This is a genomic window from Methylobacterium sp. Gmos3, from assembly GCF_056430985.1.
Genome location: NZ_JBWJYL010000008.1, coordinates 341093 through 356841 on the forward strand (window position 1 = coordinate 341093; position 15749 = coordinate 356841).

General features: G+C 71.2%; 14 protein-coding genes and 1 pseudogene. 6 read left to right on the top strand and 9 right to left on the bottom strand.

All coding sequences use genetic code 11. The features are described 5' to 3' along the window. Positions 1 to 5: 5 nt before the first annotated feature. Positions 6 to 1271, bottom strand: coding sequence for a polysaccharide biosynthesis/export family protein (locus ACS5Q7_RS18900; RefSeq protein ID WP_478340801.1), 1266 nt, complete (start codon positions 1269 to 1271; stop codon positions 6 to 8). Positions 1272 to 1408: 137 nt separating this feature from the next. Here ACS5Q7_RS18900 and ACS5Q7_RS18905 point away from each other — a divergent pair, with 137 nt between their 5' ends. Both ACS5Q7_RS18905 and ACS5Q7_RS18910 read left to right on the top strand, forming a co-directional pair. Further along, positions 1409 to 2395, top strand: coding sequence for a glycosyltransferase family 2 protein (locus ACS5Q7_RS18905; RefSeq protein WP_478340802.1), 987 nt, complete (start codon positions 1409 to 1411; stop codon positions 2393 to 2395). Positions 2396 to 2400: 5 nt separating this feature from the next. Continuing rightward, positions 2401 to 3672, top strand: coding sequence for a glycosyltransferase family 4 protein (locus ACS5Q7_RS18910; RefSeq protein ID WP_478340803.1), 1272 nt, complete (start codon positions 2401 to 2403; stop codon positions 3670 to 3672). Here ACS5Q7_RS18910 and ACS5Q7_RS18915 read toward each other — a convergent pair. The 6 genes from ACS5Q7_RS18915 to ACS5Q7_RS18940 all read right to left on the bottom strand — a co-directional run bounded on the left by ACS5Q7_RS18915 (position 3660) and on the right by ACS5Q7_RS18940 (position 9674). Next, complete coding sequence (locus ACS5Q7_RS18915; protein WP_478340804.1) at positions 3660 to 3896, bottom strand: hypothetical protein; 237 nt, start codon at positions 3894 to 3896, stop codon at positions 3660 to 3662. The genes ACS5Q7_RS18910 and ACS5Q7_RS18915 overlap by 13 nt on opposite strands. A gap of 78 nt (positions 3897 to 3974) precedes the next feature. Next, positions 3975 to 5033 (bottom strand): acyltransferase family protein, encoded by a 1059-nt coding sequence (locus tag ACS5Q7_RS18920; RefSeq protein ID WP_478340805.1) that lies wholly within the window; start codon positions 5031 to 5033, stop codon positions 3975 to 3977. Positions 5034 to 5038: 5 nt separating this feature from the next. Beyond that, positions 5039 to 6556, bottom strand: coding sequence for a lipopolysaccharide biosynthesis protein (locus tag ACS5Q7_RS18925; RefSeq protein ID WP_478340806.1), 1518 nt, complete (start codon positions 6554 to 6556; stop codon positions 5039 to 5041). A gap of 7 nt (positions 6557 to 6563) precedes the next feature. Continuing rightward, positions 6564 to 7688: a glycosyltransferase family 4 protein gene (locus ACS5Q7_RS18930; protein WP_478340807.1), complete on the bottom strand. Its 1125-nt coding sequence runs from the start codon at positions 7686 to 7688 to the stop codon at positions 6564 to 6566. After that, on the bottom strand, positions 7688 to 8926 hold the full coding sequence (locus ACS5Q7_RS18935) for a glycosyltransferase (RefSeq protein ID WP_478340808.1): 1239 nt from the start codon (positions 8924 to 8926) through the stop codon (positions 7688 to 7690). Before ACS5Q7_RS18935 ends, ACS5Q7_RS18930 begins: the two co-directional genes overlap by 1 nt. Further along, a complete protein-coding gene (locus ACS5Q7_RS18940; protein ID WP_478340809.1) occupies positions 8916 to 9674 on the bottom strand; it encodes an HAD family hydrolase in 759 nt (252 codons plus the stop codon). Before ACS5Q7_RS18940 ends, ACS5Q7_RS18935 begins: the two co-directional genes overlap by 11 nt. 230 nt (positions 9675 to 9904) lie before the next feature. Between ACS5Q7_RS18940 and ACS5Q7_RS18945 the strand changes: the two genes are divergently transcribed. The 4 genes from ACS5Q7_RS18945 to ACS5Q7_RS18960 all read left to right on the top strand — a co-directional run bounded on the left by ACS5Q7_RS18945 (position 9905) and on the right by ACS5Q7_RS18960 (position 14714). Further along, a complete protein-coding gene (locus ACS5Q7_RS18945; protein ID WP_478340810.1) occupies positions 9905 to 11077 on the top strand; it encodes a glycosyltransferase in 1173 nt (390 codons plus the stop codon). A 32-nt stretch (positions 11078 to 11109) separates the two neighbouring features. Continuing rightward, positions 11110 to 12027, top strand: a complete 918-nt coding sequence (locus ACS5Q7_RS18950; RefSeq protein ID WP_478340811.1) for an FkbM family methyltransferase — start codon at positions 11110 to 11112, stop codon at positions 12025 to 12027. 10 nt (positions 12028 to 12037) lie between these two features. Further along, positions 12038 to 13456 carry a hypothetical protein gene (locus ACS5Q7_RS18955; protein WP_478340812.1) on the top strand — a complete coding sequence of 473 codons (1419 nt, stop codon included), beginning with the start codon at positions 12038 to 12040 and terminating at the stop codon, positions 13454 to 13456. 64 nt (positions 13457 to 13520) lie between these two features. After that, a complete protein-coding gene (locus tag ACS5Q7_RS18960) occupies positions 13521 to 14714 on the top strand; it encodes a glycoside hydrolase family 16 protein (protein WP_478340813.1) in 1194 nt (397 codons plus the stop codon). Between the two features lie 7 nt (positions 14715 to 14721). On the opposite strand, the gene ACS5Q7_RS18965 is transcribed toward ACS5Q7_RS18960, so the two are convergent. Continuing rightward, positions 14722 to 15507 carry a class I SAM-dependent methyltransferase gene (locus tag ACS5Q7_RS18965; protein ID WP_478340814.1) on the bottom strand — a complete coding sequence of 262 codons (786 nt, stop codon included), beginning with the start codon at positions 15505 to 15507 and terminating at the stop codon, positions 14722 to 14724. A 135-nt stretch (positions 15508 to 15642) separates the two neighbouring features. Beyond that, positions 15643 to 15749: pseudogene (locus tag ACS5Q7_RS18970) on the bottom strand (IS630 family transposase); the annotation flags it as partial.

The window sequence follows — 15749 nt, forward strand, 5'->3', positions numbered from 1 at the left end:
CCGCCTCAACGCACCGCCGGGCCGGAACCGTCCTCCCGCTCGCCAGCCTTGCTCACCTTCAGGACGTCCCCCGGCAGGACGGGATCCGTCTCCGCGACCGCGAACTCCCGGCTGCCCTCGGCACCCGTGCGCACCAGGGTGTAGACGGGCGCCAGCCGCTCCGCCTCCTTCTGCCGGCGCACCCATTGCGGGGCCGTGAAGGCCGTGTCCGCCAGGAGGCCCCGCGCCGTGGCGGCCTTCTCGTCCAGATGCGCCAGCCTAACCTGCGCCTCGCGCAGATCCGCCAAGACCGTGCTTTGCCGCTGGGTCTTCAGATCGATGATCGCCCGGTCGTTCCGGGCGATGTCCTGGCGGGCGCGGGAGGTCGCCACCTGGCTGTCGAGGCGCGTGCTCTCCAGTTGCGCCACCATCTGCTCCAGGGCGAGCTGGCGGGGGCTGGAGACGAGGCCGCGATCCATCAGCCCGTTGACCGCATCGAGTTCCTTGCGGGCGAGGCCGATCTGACGATCCTGCGAGGCGATCTTCGCCTGAAGGGACTGGATCTCGGTGTCGAGGAGCGCCTTGGCCTGGGTGATCGCCGCGATCTGCGAGCGCATCGCGTCGCGCCGCGCCTCGAACAGCGCCTGCTCATCCCGCATCGCGTCGGCGGCGGCGGGCTCGGCGCGCGGACCCGTCAGCTCCGGCGGGAACGTGATGGCCGCGTCGCCGCGCTTCTCGGCCTCCAGCCGGGCGCGCCGCGCCAGCAGGGACGCCCGCTCGCCCGCCACCTCGCGCAGGTCGCCCTGGACGCCGATCGCCTCGCGGGCGAGCCGCAGGTCGCCGGGGTTCGGCGGCCGGTACAGTCCGCCCGCGAGGCCGATTGCCTGCAACACCGTGAGTTGCGGCCGGAATGGATAGGCACCCGGCTTGTCGACCTGCCCGACCACGAAGAACGGCCGGAACTGCGCCACCTCGACCGCCGCGTCGGGACGCCGGACGAGGCCGACCGTCCGCTGCAACGCCTCACCGATCAGGGCGCCGACCTCCTGAGTCGTGCGTCCGCCCGCCGGGATCGCACCGATGAGCGGCAGGGACAGGCGCCCCGTGGAATCGACCGCGTATTCGCCGCCGAGCGCCTCCCAGACATAGGCCTCGCCGCGAGCCGCGCGCCACTCCGTGACGCGGATGCGCACCTTGTCCTCCGCGCCAAGGCGGTAGGGCGCGTCTTCTGCCCATGTCGGCGGCGCCAGCAGGGTCGCGCCCAGCAATGCGAAGACGATCCTCTTGGACATCACCATCGACTCCCTCCGATTCGACCGAACTGGAGGCTATTGATAAAATAAATCTTGTGTCAATATAGTATTTATTGGCAATTATCGAACATCCGTTCGATTTTTCGTCGTCGCCGGTAAGCAGAGGAGGCGTGAACATGCTGTTGAGACAAGGTCTTCCAGCCCTCGTTCCGTCCGGGTCCGCGGGCGCCCTGCGGATGGCGGGGGCGCGCGCCGTGCCGGCCGGCCTGCCGCTGCGGATCGCGGTCGGCATCGCGACGGTGGGGCGCCCGTCCATCGCCTGCGCGACGATCGACCGGCTGGCCAAGCAGACGCGCCGCCCCGACCGGATCGTGGTCTCGGTGCCGGCGGGGGCGGATTGTCCCTGGGAGCCGGGGAGCGCGCAGACGGCGCCCGCGCTGTCCGGCGTCACGATCATCGTCGGCACACGGGGCCTGACAGCCCAGCGCAACGCGATCCTCCGCGCCCTGTTCGACGCGGACATCGTCTGCTTCTTCGACGACGATTTCGTGCCGCATGCCGGCTATCTCGCGGCGGTGGAGGCGGCGTTCCGGGCCGATCCCGGCCTCGTCGGCGCCACCGGCCTCGTCGTCGCGGACGGCATCACCGGCCCCGGCTACGACGCCGCGCAGGCCGCGACGATCCTTCAGGACGTGCGCGAGGATCGCCCGGCCGCGCCGGTGCCGACCTACAACGCCTATGGCTGCAACATGGCGTTCCGCCTCGCCGTGATCCGCGCCCACAGGCTCGCCTTCGACGAGGCGCTGCCGGCCTATGGCTGGCTCGAGGATGTCGATTTCAGCCGCCGCATCGCGCAATACGGTCACGTCGCGCGGCTCGATGGCGCGGTCGGCGTCCATCTCGGCGTAAAGGGCGGGCGCGTCTCCGGCCGGCGCTTCGGCTACTCGCAGATCGCCAACCCGCTCTACCTCGTGCGCAAGGGCAGCTACGCCCCCTCGCGGGCGGCATGGCTGATGGGCCGCAACCTCGCGATGAACCTGCTGCGCGCCCTGCGGCCCGAGCCGCATATCGATCGGCGCGGGCGGGTGGCGGGCAATGTCCGGGCCGTGGCCGACCTCTGCGCCGGCCGCCTGCACCCATCGCGCATCACGGAGCTGGCGTGAGAGCGATGGCACGGCCCCCCGGGGGCATCGACCGCATCGTCGTCATCAGCGACGACGCGGTGGAGAGCGGCGGCGCCGCCGGCATCGCGTTGCTCTCGGTGCGGCTGCTCGCCGCCCGCGGCATCCCCCTGACGGTCCTGAACGGCAGCGCGCCCCCGGCCTCCGCGCCGCCGGGGGTGGACTTACGCTCGCTCGGCCAGTGCGCCATCACGCAAGGCGGCCGGGTCGAAGCGGCCCTGCGCGGGCTCTACAGCCGCCCCGCCGAGCGCTTCGTCGCCGGGTGGATCGCGGCGCACGACACGCCGGGCACGGTCTACCACCTGCACAACTGGCACAAGGTGCTCTCACCCTCGATCTTCCGCGCACTGCGCGGCGTGGCCGACCGTCTCGTGATGACGGCTCACGACTACTTCCTCGTCTGCCCGAACGGCGGGCAGTTCGACTATGCCTCGGGCCTTCCCTGCGAGCGCGTGCCGCTCTCCGGGGCCTGCCTCCTCACGCAATGCGACCGGCGCCACTACGCCCACAAGCTCTGGCGCAGCGCCCGACACTGGGTGCGGGAGCGGGCGATCGATCTCGCGCAGGGCGGCGCCACCGTCGTCGCCGTGCACGAGGGCATGATCCCCTACCTGACGCGCGGCGGGATCGGCGCCGGGCGGATCGCCGTCCTCGGCAACCCCGTGACGCCCTGGTGCGCCGAGCGCATCCCGGCGGAAACGAATGCGGGTGTCCTGTTCGTCGGGCGGCTCGAAGCGGACAAGGGCGTGCGCGTCGTGGCGGAGGCGGCGCGCGAGGCCGGGCTTCCCCTGCGGATCGTCGGCGACGGACCGCTGCGGGCGGACCTGGCCCGCGACCACCCCGAGGCGACCCTGTTCGGATGGCGCGACCGGGCGGAGATCGCTGGCATCGCACGCGAGGCGCGGCTCGCCGTGGTGCCGACGCGCTGGCGCGAGACCTTCGGCCTCGTCAGCCTGGAGGCCATGATGAGTGGTCTTCCCGTCCTCGTCTCGAAACACGCGCTGATCGCACCCGGTCTCGTGGCGCTGGGCGGGGCGGAGGAATGCGACCCCGACGACGCGGCCACCCTCGCCGCTGCGCTCGCACGCCTCGCGCGCGACGACGCGGCCGTTTCCCGGATGAGCCGCGCCGGCTTCGAGAAGGGGCGCACCCTCGCCCCGACACCGGACGCGTGGTGCGACCGGCTCATCGACCTGTACGGTTCGATCCTGTCGGAGGCGCGGCCCGCGATGGGTCTGGAATCGGCTCAGGCGCGGTAGGGGTTCGCGCCGTCCTGCTCGATCGATTCGAGGAGGAAGCTGCCGATCGCCTGGATGGCGATGGCTCCATCGCGGATCGACTTGAGGTGCTGGATGTCCTCAACGGCCTGATCCGCCACGACAATGCGTTCCGCCCTATCCTGAACGATCTGAGCCAGCTCGACCATGCTTCTGATGTTGCCGGGAAGATCGGTCACAGGGCGCTCCCGCTCATGCACGATCATGCCACAGCGAAGATGCGCTCGCGAGTACCGCGCGCAAGAGAGTGCAGCGGTTCCGGGACGATAGCGGACGCTCGTCCGTCACCCGCCGGGGACGAGATCCGCGCGGAGGGGTCTGCTCCCCAGGGTGAGGAAGGGGCGCTCGACGAGGTGCCAGCTCAGGAATCCGGCGATCACCGCCCCGGCGAGGCCGTAGACCGTCATGGCGAGGGGCGAGATCGACCGGTCGAGGAAGAGCAGCATCTGCTGAATCGGCCACGCATAGAGGTAGATCCCGTAGGAGATGTCGGTGCCGCGCCCGATTCGCGCGAGCGGCCCGCCGCGCACCCGAAAGGCGAACCAGAAGAGCAGGTAGCCGCCGAACAGCGCCATCGCGGCCTCGGCGAGGAGCGGGATGGAGAACAGGGCGATCAGCACCAGGGCCGAGAGGGCGGCGAGCCCTCCATGGAAGGGGATCCGCTCACGGAACAGGTAGAACAGGCCGCCGGTGCAGAACAGCGCCGGAAAGCGGATCTGAGGATAGCCGACGAGAGCCTCCGCGTTCGTCGGGACGGCGCCGGGATGGCGCAGGGCGACAGTGGCGACGCATCCCGCGAGCAGGGCGGCGGTGAACAGCGCGAAGAGGCGCGGCCGGCGCGTGAGGCCGGCGAAGCCGAGGCCGACTACCATGAGGTAGCAGGCGAACTCGTAGGCGATGGTCCACATCGAGGCGTTGAGGTTGCCGAGGGGCAACCCGGAGAAGCTGCCGGGCAGATACGGCGGCAGCAGGAGCAGGAGCTTCACGAGCGCCTTGCCCAGTTCGAGGCCGGTCATCTCGGTGGGATGCCCTCCGGCGAGCGGCCCGATCACGAACAGGCACACCAGCGAGGCGACGACGAAGCCCGGCGCGATCCGCGCCACGCGCTTGCGCAGATAGGCGGCGACGGAGCCGGACCTTTCGAAGCTCTGCAGGATGAGGAAGCCGCTGATCAGGAAGAAGGCGTCGACGGCGACCTCACCGAGGGTGAGGGTACCGAAGAGCCGCATCAGCGGCTCGCGCGCCCGGTTTCCGTCGATGATCTCGGGCGTGTGGGAGACGAGGACAAGCATCGCGAAGACGAGGCGCAGGACACCGAAACCGTTCGCGTCGCGGGCCGCCATCGCGTTCATCCGAGCCGGGCGGCGCCGGGCGCCAGGAGCGTGATCAGGCCGTCCATCGGCCGGCGCAGGGTGTCGGGAAGGCGCCCCGAGAGGACGTTGCGCAGGCGGCTCGCATCCTCCGCCGGGAGGGCGCCGAGGGCGCGCACCGCCGCCCCGTAGGTCGCCGCGCCCAGCGGAACCGCCATCGCGAGCCCGAGAATGGGGGAGGGGATCAGCGCGAGGCACGAACGCGCCGCCAGCGCGCAGAGAAGGGCCGCGACGAGCAGCCGGGCAAGGCTGCCGAAGGGCACCGCGCAGTGGAGCCGGTGCCGGATGAACCAGAGGCCCGCCGCGACCATGAGCAAGTGGATCGCCCCCCGCGCGAGGGCGGCGCCGATCATGCCGTAGCGCGGCACGATGAGGAAGCCCGCCGCGACCGAGAGGATCGCCCCGCCGAGCCCGCTGACGAAGATGAAGTCGCTGCGCTCGCAGGCATAGATCATCTGCGAGCCGACCGAGCCGGCGGCCCCCACCGCCGCCCCCGCGATGAGGATCGCGGCGACCGGGATGGCCTCGGCGTAGGCCGGTCCGTAGACGAGGGGCAAGAGCGCCGGGATGATCGCCGCGAGGCCGAGGCACATCGGGAAGAGCAGGAAGGCCATCAGCCGCGTCGCCGTGAGGTAGGCGCGCTGCATCCGCTCGGCGCTGTGATGCCCGAAGGATTCGGCGAAGTACGGCAGGAGGCCGCCGGTCAGCAGCAGCGGCCCTTGCGAGGCGAGGTTCGAGAAGGTGAAGCCTACGGTGAACATCGCCACCGCCTCCGCGCCCTGGTAGCGCTGCAGGAAGAAGATCTCGAGGCGCGACCAGACGAGGCTGGCGGTCAGCGCCGCCGCCCAGGAATAGAGGGCGAAGCGCAGGATGCGCCGCCGCAGCGCCGGGTCGAAGTCCGGGGGCCGGGTGGCGTAGGGGAGGGTCGCGAGGATCGGCACGATCGTGCCCGCGACGTATCCCGCCAGCGCCCCCGGCACGCCGCCGAGGAGCGCGCCCGCTGCGAGGGTCGCGAGCTGGATGGCGAGGGCGGCGAGCGCAAGCTGCGCGGCCCGGTCGAAGCGCTGCAACCCGCGCAGGGTCGCCATCCCCAGCGCCGAGGCGTGGAGCCCGGTGAACAGGGCGCCGATCAGCCAGTATTCGGCCGGGCCGAGGCTCGAGGCGGGATCGGCCGAAGCGCCGAGCCAGAGGAAGAACACGGCGCCCGCCAGCGCCAGCGCGAGGCCGATCCGCATCAGGCCGGAGGCGAGGCCCATGACCGATCTCGCGTCGCGGCCGGCGGACAGTTCCGGCAGGTAGCGGGCGAGGCTCTGGGTGAGGCCGATATCGGCGAACGTCGCCGCCAGCGTCGCGATCCAGACGGCATAGGCGATGGTTCCGGTCTCGGCGGGGCCGAGGAGCCGCGCCACCAGCACGGCGCTCAGGAAGCTGCCCAGCGCGGTGCCGATCCCGGCCACGGTGGCGAAGAACGAGTTGCGGGCGAAGTCGCGGGACATGGTCGCGCTATTCCCCCTTCGCGTCGGTGGGCATCGGGGGCACGAACGCGAGGGACCGGTTCCCGCGGGTGCGCTCCGCGACGGCGCGCTGGTAGACCTGGACGACTTGCCCGGAGGACCGCGCGACGTCGAGCCAGCCGAGGCCGCGCCGCGCCGCCCGCTGCCAGGTTTCGAGGGTCTCGCGGTTGCCGAGGAGCGCGAACAGGGCTTCCGCGAGGGCGACCGGATCGTCCGGCGGCACGAGCAAGCCGGCCTCACCCCCTTCGAGCACCTCCGGGATGCCGCCGACGCAGGTGCCGATACAGGCGCAGCCGGCCTCCCGCGCCTCGGCCAGGACGAGGCCGAAGGGCTCGTTGCGGGAGGCGAGGACGAAGATGTCCGCCGCCAGGAAATACGGCCTCGGGTCGGCGATGAAGCCTGTCAGGCGGATGCGCCCGGCATGCGGGCTCGCCTGCGCCTGCGCCGCGAACCGGGCCCGGTCGGGGCCGTCGCCGACGATGGTGAGCGTCACGTGCGGGTCATGCGCGGCGACCCGGTCGAAGGCCGCGATCAGCTCGCCGATCCCCTTGCGGGCGTAGAGGCCGGCCACGGTCAGGATCGCCGGCGAGCCGAGGGTGACGGCCGTCCTGGCGCGGCCGGGGCGACGGGGCGACCTCAGGGCGCCGTTGCGCACCACGTCGATGCGGCGCCGGGGGATGCCGCGCTCGGCCATGCGCGCGGCGACGGCCTCGCTCACCGCGATGACGCGGTCCCCGACGCCCATGGCGATGGCGCTGCGCTGCCACTCGTTGTGAACGGTGGTGACGAGCGCAAAGGGGCCGGTGCCCCGCAGGGCCGCCGTGAGAAGCGCCCCCGTCATCATGTGCGGGTGCACCACGTCCGGCCGGAATTCACGCAGGAGCGCGCGCAGGCCGAGCAGCGCGGCGGGCAGGCGCAGGGGGCGGCGCCAATGCTGTTCGAGATGCCGGTGCTCCACGCCGTGCGCCTCGATCAGCGTCACGTACGAGCCCCCGGCGCTGGCGAAGGCAACCGTATGGCCCGCATCCGCCTGGCAGCAGGCGAGATCGACGGCGACGTTCATGATGCCGTTGCCGATCTCGTGGCAATGGTTGGCGAGGTGCAGGATCCTCATCACGCCGTCGCCCTTCCACGTCTGTCGGGTCCGCCCAGGCCGTCCCGGATCGCCCTCAGGACGTGAAGCGCCTCGAGCATCGGCAGGGTCGCGGCGCCGAGGCGGGGATGCTCCCGGATGAGCGCACCCTCGCGCCACAGGCTGGCGCGGATCCGCGCGGGCGCGCTGCGCCGCTCGGCGAACTGCGCGACCTGCTCCCGTCGCCCGAAATCCCGCGAGCGATCCCCCAGGGTGAGGAGCGGCAGGTCGGACGGGCGCGGCCGGATCAGCGTCCGCCGCAGCCGGCGCCATCCCCGGACCGCCTCGCCGTCGAGCCCGCGCAGGCTTTCGGGCGTCAGGTGATCGACATAGGCGAGCGCGCCGCTGAACAGGCACGGCCCGGCCGGCAGGACCCGCTCGCGCCAGCCGGGCACCTCGGTGTTGGCGAGGGGTTCGGTTCCCCCCGGCGGCACGGCGAAGGCGCGGGCGCTCGGCAGCTCCGGCTCCAGCACGGATTCGACGAGGTGCCAGAAGCGCAGGACGCAGCTGCGCAGGTCCCACGGGGCGTAGAGGTCGCGCTCGACGCTCAGCCCGACGGTCACGTCGAAATGCGGCGCCGCGAAGCCCTTGTAGTTGCTGCGGGCGAATTGCACGCTTAGCCAGCGCCGCTCCGGCATCGCCTCGCGCAGGAGCCGCACCGTGCTGCCGTAGAGGCCCGTATCGCACAGGATCACGGTGGGCCGCCCTGCGGTGCGGGCGTCGAGATGGGCGCGGAACAGGTCGTTCTGGACCGCGATCGCCGCCCGCAGGTCCCTTGCCCCGGCCGCGAGGGCACGGAAGGTCTCCGGCCGGTAGACATCGTACCAGGGCGGGGGGAGGTCGAGATCGTCGCGCTGCGCGAGGCAGGCGGCGACCTCCGCCATCGGACGGTCGCGGAACTCGCGGCCGAGCTCATCGAGGAGCGCGTCGGTCGGGTTCGTCGCCGCCATGCGCGCCGCGATCAGGCGCGACACCATCAGGCTGTCGAAGGGGATCGTCGGCGCGAGGCCGGTGCGGAGAATGAAGCGCTCGTAGATCGCTTGCAAGCGAAGGCCGCCCCGGGCGCAGAACAGCAGCGTCGCCTCCTCCGGCCGGGGGACGAGGCGCTGGAACAGCCAGAGGCGTTGCGCGAACTCCGCAAGGATCGGCCCGAGCGTCCCGTAGCCGAAGGCATGGACGGGATCCGCCGCGCCCTCGCGCGGCACCGGCTCAGGCCGCATCGCCGGCAAGCTCCCGGACGCTAAGGGCCGCGGGGCGCAGGCGGGCGAGCACCGCGTCGAGCTTGCGCCGTATCCGCAGGGTCCGGGGGCGTTGCACGGGGGCGCAGCGCAGACCGGCGACGCGCGCCATGGTGAGGTCCGCCACCGCATCGTCGCCGATATGGAGGATCCGGTCCGGCCGCGCGCCCTCGGCCTGAAGCACGTGAGCGAACAGGGCGGCGGAGCGCTTCGTCGCGTCGTGATCGGCGCTCGTGTAAACCCTCGCCACCGGATGCCCAGGGGCCAGGGCGTCGAGCAGGGCGCGGATGGTGGCGGCGTCGTGCCACGTGTCGCTCACGGCCACGATCCGGCGCCCGTCCCGCGCCCGCGCCGCGAGCCAGGCCAGGAGCGGCCGGTTCGGCGCGAGTTGCGCCCGTTCCACGGCAATCTCGCTCTCAGCGAGGATCGTCGCCTCGACCGGGCCGAGGGCGAGGCGCTCGGCCGTGGCCGCGATCAGGTCCGCGAACCGGACCTCCCCGCTCGGGTGCAGCATGTCCAGGGCGCGGTAGGCGTAACGCTGCGCCTCGGCCCGGGCCCGCCGCACCGTCTCGGCCGGCACGACCACGCCCCGCTCGGCCGCGAGGCGCCGCACCGCCAGCCGCGCCACCGCGCGCTGGCGGCTCGCCTCGGAGCGTCCGTCCCGGTGCAGGAGTGTGTCGAAGACATCGCAGGACACGATGTCGGGCACGACCATGTCGGATCGAAACATCGCAACCCCCGAACCGGCGCCGTCCCGGGGAACAGTTGCGCGCCGCCGCCGGCGGGCAAAGTAGCGGATTGCCCCAACGCGTCAGGAAAAAACTGACCCGCCCCGGCGCTCAACAGCAGATGATGCGTCGCAATCGAAATCTAGCATCACGGTGAACGGAATACGAAGTGCGTCTTTCTTCAATGAATCACGCGCGCTCCAGGCCGTTCCAGCGCGGGAGAATCGGACCGATGCGTGTCGCGATCATCCATTACTGGTTCGTCGGGATGCGCGGCGGTGAAAAGGTCATCGAGGCCCTGTGCCGGATGTTTCCGCAGGCCGACCTGTTCACGCATGTCTACCGGCCCGAGGCCGTGAGCGAGACGATCCGCAGGCACACCGTCACGCAGAGCTTCATCGGGCGGCTCCCCTTCGCGGCCAAGCTCTACAAGAACTATTTGCCGCTGATGCCGATGGCCCTGGAGCAGCTCGACCTGCGCGGCTACGACCTGATCATCAGCAGCGAATCGGGTCCGGCCAAGGGCATCGTCCCCCCGCCGGGTGCCATGCACGTCTGCTACTGCCATTCCCCGATGCGGTACGTCTGGAACATGTTCCACGAGTACCGCCACGAGGCGGGCCCCGTGAAGCGGGCGCTGATGCTCCCGGCCGCGCATTACATCCGCAGCTGGGACGCGCTGTCGGCCCAGCGGGTCGACCATTTCATCGCCAATTCCCGGAACGTCGCCGACCGGATCGCCCGCTATTACCGGCGCGAGGCCGAGGTGATCCCGCCGCCCGTCAGCGTCGACGATTTCATCGTCGCGCCCGAGGGGCAGGACGGCGGCTACGACCTGATGGCGGGGGAACTTGTCGGCTACAAGCGGCCCGACCTCGCGGTCGCCGCCTACAACGCGCTGGGCCGCCGCCTGATCGTGTCGGGAGGGGGCGAGATGCTCGGCGCGATCCGCAGGATGGCGGGTCCGACCGTCACGGTGCTGGGGCCGCAGCCCTTCGCCAACCTGCGCGCCCTCTATTCCGGCTGCCGCGCGCTGGTCTTCCCCGGTGAGGAGGATTTCGGGATCGTGCCCGTCGAGGCCATGGCGAGCGGACGCCCGGTCATGGCCTTCGGGCGGGGCGGCGCGCTGGAGACCGTCGTCGACGGCGTGACCGGCCTGTTCTTCCACGAGCAGAGCGTCGAGGCGATCATCGCGGCCGAGCGCCGCCTCAGCGCGATGCGCTTCGACCCCATGACCATCCGCCGCCATGCGGAGGCCTTCTCCGCCGGGATCTTCGAGAGCCGGATGCGCGCCTTCCTCGGCGCCTGCGTCCCGCGCGAGGGGCTTGCCCGCGCGGGCGGCCCGGTGCCGCTGCCCGCCGCCGAGCCGGCGCGCATCCCCGCATTCGTCCCGGCCGGCGCCTGAACGATCCGTCCCACGGAGACAGGAGGCAACCGATGTGGTTCGACCGGCTCATCGACGGCGTCGACGCGCTCGCCCGCGTCGCCATGCGCATCGGCGGCCTCGCGCAACCCCTGCGGCTCGGGCAGACCTATTTCGGCGCGCAGGTGCTGTGCGACACCCGCGACGTCATCCAGCGGCGGATCTATTACTTCGGGATCCACGAGCCGAACCTGAGCCATTACCTCGCGCAGCGCATCCGGTCCGGCGATCACGTCGTCGATGTCGGAGCCGATATCGGCTATGCGAGCCTGCTCTCGGCCCACCTCGTGGGGCCGGGCAGCGTCATCGCCGTCGAGGCGTCACCCTCCACCTACCTCACGCTCTGCGCCAATCTCCGGCGTAACGCCATCGACAACGTCGTGGCGATCAACGCGGCGGCGACCGGCGAACCCTCCCTGATCGAGATCGTGGAGGGCGGCGCGCGCGACATCGGCAGCGGGCGCGTCAGACTCGCCCGGGAGCCGGCGGCGCGGACCGTGCGCGGCATACCGCTCTCCACCCTGATCGAGGAGCCGGAGAAGGTCGGGCTGATCAAGATCGACATCGACGGGTCGGAGGGCGCGGCGCTCGCGGACCTCCTCGCCCATCTCGATCGCTTCCCGTGCCTCCACACCATCGCCGTCGAGATGGGACCGAGGTCGGGCGCCTACCTCGACCGCTTCCGGGCGGCGGGCTTCCGGGCCTATGCCCTGCCGAACAATCGCCGGATCGGCGCGACGCTGGTGCGCGGCTATCTCGACAGGTCCGACGAGGGCGACTTCGTCGTCAAGCGGCCGGTCGAGGCTTATTCGGACGCCTTCACCGCCTATGCGCTGGAGCGCGACGTTCCGGCCGCCGCGGCGGTCCAGCCGTCGCAGCATGAGCCCCGCATCCGTATCGTGCCGCCTCCGCTCTCCGCCTCGGCGGCGTGAGGCGCGGCCGATGACCTTCGAGTGGATCGGCCTCGCGACCCTGCTCGCAGGCTGCCTCGGCCTCGTCGCCGGGCGGCGCGTGGCGATCCCGCTCTTCCTGTTCTCGACCCTGCTCGGCGCCTCGGCCGCCTCCATCCTCACGGTGCTCGGCGGCGCCAACCTGCCGCCGTCCCATGTGATGCTCGGCTTCCTCGGCCTGCTCGCCCTGGCGCCGCGCTGGCGGGCGCAGGTGATCGCCTCCCTCGCCTGGCCGCGCCCCGGATTCTGGCTGCTGCTGACGGTGATCTACGGGGTCGTCGCGGCGATCTTCATTCCCCGGCTCTTCGCGGGCGCGACCTACGTCTTCACCTTCGCGCGCACCGATTACGGCACCGGCCTCCTGCTGATGCCCCTCGCCCCGGTGAGCGGCAACATCACCCAGACCACCTATTTCGTGGCCGACCTCGCGGCCTATTGCCTGATCTGCGCCTTCGCCAGCGACGAGCGGGGCAAGCGGCTCGTCACGCAGGGACTCATCGCCTGCGCAATTGCCGACCTCGCCTTCGCCGGGCTCGATTACCTCACCTACTTCACCGGCACCGCCGACCTCCTCGCCTTCCTGCGCAACGCTCCCTACCGGATGCTCGACACCGCCGAGGTGATCGGACTGAAGCGGATCGTGGGATCCTTCCCCGAAGCCTCGGCCTTCGCGGGCGCCACGCTCTGCCTGTTCGCCTTCGTGCTGAACCTATGGCTCGAGGAATATCCCTCGCGGATCGTCGGGCCGCTGGCGCTCCTGCTCTTCGGCGCCCTCGTCGCCTCGACCTCGACCACCGCCTATGGCGGCGCGGCGCTCTACCTCGCCGTCGTCTACGTCGCGAGCCTCGTGACCCTTTTCCTCGGCGCGGTGACGCCGACGCGGCTCGCCTTCCTCGTCGTCACGCCCATCGTCCTCGCCGTAATCGGCTGCGGAATCGCTCTCCACGGCCCGAGCGCGGACTTCGTCGCCGACGCGATCGACAAGCTCGTGCTGCGCAAGGGCAGCACGGCCTCCGCGCTGGAGCGCAGCAGCTGGAACAGCCAGGCGCTGGTCAATTTCGTGGATTCCTACGGACTCGGTGTCGGCATCGGCAGCGCGCGGGCCTCGAACGTCGTCATCGCGGTCCTGGCCAATATCGGCCTCGCCGGTGCGGTGACCTACGCCGCCTTCGTCGCCACGGCGCTGACCACGCCCCTGCGCGAGCCGGACCCCGCCTCACGGGCGGCGCGCGAGGCGGCGGCCTCGTCCTGCATCGCCCTGCTCATCGCGGGCTGCCTCGCCAGCACGACGATCGACCTCGGGCTCACCTTCTTCGTCTGCGCCGCGCTCGCCGCCGCGCCCGGCCCCACCATCACCGCGCCGGCCCCGCGCCGCGCCGAGGTTCCGCCGCCGCTCTCCGCGCCGGCATGACGGTCGCGAGGGGACGAGTCCGATGACGCCACGATGCAGGATCCGGCCGCTTCGGTCGGGGGCGTTGATCGCCCTGATTCTTCTCGCGACGCCGGCGCGCGCGGAGGATTCCGCCCTGGCGCAGGCGCCGTTCGGCCTCCAGCTCACCACCCCCGGCCCGAGCGGCGCCTCGACCCACAACCAGCTCACCGGCCCGCAGCCCGCGACCGTCGCGATTGCCGATGCGGCGATGGCGGTACCGGCCGCCCCGGTTCCCGTCGCCGGGCTCGCCAAGGGCTTGAAGACCGTCGCCGTGGTGGTGGGCGGGCGCTGGCACGTGACGCGGGTCGCGGCCGACGGCCGATTCTCGACGCAGGTCGACCTGTCGGGTGCGGAGACCGGCCCCCTGGTGATCGACGTGTTCGGCTGGGACACCGAGCCCGACAATCACGCCTACCGGATCGCCGTGAACCTGCGGGTCATCGTCTTCGTGGAGGGCGGGCGCCCCCCGGCCGCCGCGCCGCCGCCGCCCGGTCATCCGGCGCATGGGCGCAGCCTCGTCTGGAGCGAGCCGTTCGAGACGCTGTCGCCGGCCGAGTGGCATCTCGGGCCGAAGCCCGACGGGCAGGAATTCGGTGCGGCCGTCTTCGCGAAGACCGAGGTGGGCGGAAACTACACGACGCGGGGCGGCTTTCTGCGGCTACGGGCGCAGTACCGGCCCGGCATGGAGGACCCCGCCGGCTGGAAGCGGCAATGGGTGACCGGACAGATATCAACCGGCTTCCCGGACGGCACGGCACCGGCCGCCTTCCGCACGGGCTATTTCGAGGCGCGGATGATGCTGCCCGCCGGGCCGGGCTGCTGGTCGTCCTTCTGGCTCCTCGACCGGCACGGCATCCGGGCGAGCGGCACCGACGGCGCCGTCGAGATCGATGCCATCGAGGGATACGGCCACGCGACGCAATCCTACGTCGCCACCGTGCACGATTGGCCCCCGCCCTCCGCGCAGGGAAAGGGCTACCGAAAGGCGCTGAGGAACATCACCGGCCTGCCGGACCTCACGCTCGGCTTCCACGATTACGGGGTGGACATCACCGAAGACGAGGTCATCGCCTATTTCGACGGGAAGGAGCAGTTCCGCGCGCCGCTCTACCGCAAGGAGCGGGTGTCTCCGTTCTTCATGATCCTGACCCTGGCGATGAGCCACGACTGGCCGATCGCCGTCCCGCCCTCGGGCTCCTACGACCTCTGGATCGACCACGTCCGGGTCTATCGGTGAGGCCGGCTCACTTGCGCGCGACAATGTAGGCGTAGCTCGCCAGCGCCCGCCAGTCCCGCCGCTCGGCCACGGAATCGAGGGCGCGGGCGAGGTGCCGGAGCACCGGTATCCGCGGCAGGTAGGGCGTGCCGAAGAAGGGCACGACGCTGACCTCGCGGAAGCCGAGCCCCGTGAGGAAGGGGCGCAAGCTCGCCTCGCTGGCCCGGCAGGCGCGGTAATAGGCCGGGAATTTCGGGATCTCGGCATCGTTGCGGGTGCCGTCGAGCATCCGCACGAGCGGGGCGGTCAGGGCGTCGGGCATCAGCAGGTTGGCGATGAAGGGCGGCGACCACAGCGTCGGCACGAAGGCGAAGCCGATCCCGCCGGGCGCGAGCAGCGCGTGGACGTTCGACCACGCCTTGCGCGCATCCTTCACGTGCTCGAACACCATCCGGGAGAAGATCAGGTCGATACCGCCGGCGGCAATGGCCTGGGGATCGATGTCCTGCGCGATGTCGAAGATCATCCGCTCGAAGGCGCCCGGCGCGTGGCTCAGCTCCTCCGCGTCGATATCGTTGACGACGAGGCCGAATCCGAGCCGTTCGGCTTCCTCGGGAGAGAAGAACGGATGTCGGCCGCTGCCGATCTCCAGCACCCTCCTGGCGCCTGTCCTGCGGATCAGACCCTCGAGCGTCGGTTTCAGGCCCGTCCACGCCTGCTCGGTGTAGCGCGGGATCCGGGCAACGTCGAGGAGCGCGGGCAGGGCCTCCGGCGCGCTCTCGACAAGGAATGAAGAGCCGAGACTTGCCGCCACGCGAAATCCTCCGAATGCGGTCTTCCAGGCCAAGGGCCTTGAGCAAGTCGGATTGGACGGCGCTGCCATCGCTCGGACAAGTCAGGATTTTCCCAGGAACACTCTTGTTCGCGGCTGGCCTAGAGCGGGTCCCGATCAGCTTGAAGCATAAGCATCATCCTCGTAGCCGGCCGCGGTGAAGTAGTTGCGGCACTCCTCGGGCGAGAAGCGCGTGAAGGCTTTGTGGATCGTCTCCCAGAGAT

Bases quoted from the DNA above. Each gene is read 5' to 3' on its own strand.
- ACS5Q7_RS18900 (WP_478340801.1), bottom strand. From the start codon at position 1,271: ATGTCCAAGAGGATCGTCTTCGCATTGCTGGGCGCGACCCTGCTGGCG.
- ACS5Q7_RS18905 (WP_478340802.1), top strand. From the start codon at position 1,409: ATGCTGTTGAGACAAGGTCTTCCAGCCCTCGTTCCGTCCGGGTCCGCG.
- ACS5Q7_RS18910 (WP_478340803.1), top strand. From the start codon at position 2,401: ATGGCACGGCCCCCCGGGGGCATCGACCGCATCGTCGTCATCAGCGAC.
- ACS5Q7_RS18915 (WP_478340804.1), bottom strand. From the start codon at position 3,896: ATGATCGTGCATGAGCGGGAGCGCCCTGTGACCGATCTTCCCGGCAAC.
- ACS5Q7_RS18920 (WP_478340805.1), bottom strand. From the start codon at position 5,033: ATGGCGGCCCGCGACGCGAACGGTTTCGGTGTCCTGCGCCTCGTCTTC.
- ACS5Q7_RS18925 (WP_478340806.1), bottom strand. From the start codon at position 6,556: ATGTCCCGCGACTTCGCCCGCAACTCGTTCTTCGCCACCGTGGCCGGG.
- ACS5Q7_RS18930 (WP_478340807.1), bottom strand. From the start codon at position 7,688: ATGAGGATCCTGCACCTCGCCAACCATTGCCACGAGATCGGCAACGGC.
- ACS5Q7_RS18935 (WP_478340808.1), bottom strand. From the start codon at position 8,926: ATGCGGCCTGAGCCGGTGCCGCGCGAGGGCGCGGCGGATCCCGTCCAT.
- ACS5Q7_RS18940 (WP_478340809.1), bottom strand. From the start codon at position 9,674: ATGTTTCGATCCGACATGGTCGTGCCCGACATCGTGTCCTGCGATGTC.
- ACS5Q7_RS18945 (WP_478340810.1), top strand. From the start codon at position 9,905: ATGCGTGTCGCGATCATCCATTACTGGTTCGTCGGGATGCGCGGCGGT.
- ACS5Q7_RS18950 (WP_478340811.1), top strand. From the start codon at position 11,110: ATGTGGTTCGACCGGCTCATCGACGGCGTCGACGCGCTCGCCCGCGTC.
- ACS5Q7_RS18955 (WP_478340812.1), top strand. From the start codon at position 12,038: ATGACCTTCGAGTGGATCGGCCTCGCGACCCTGCTCGCAGGCTGCCTC.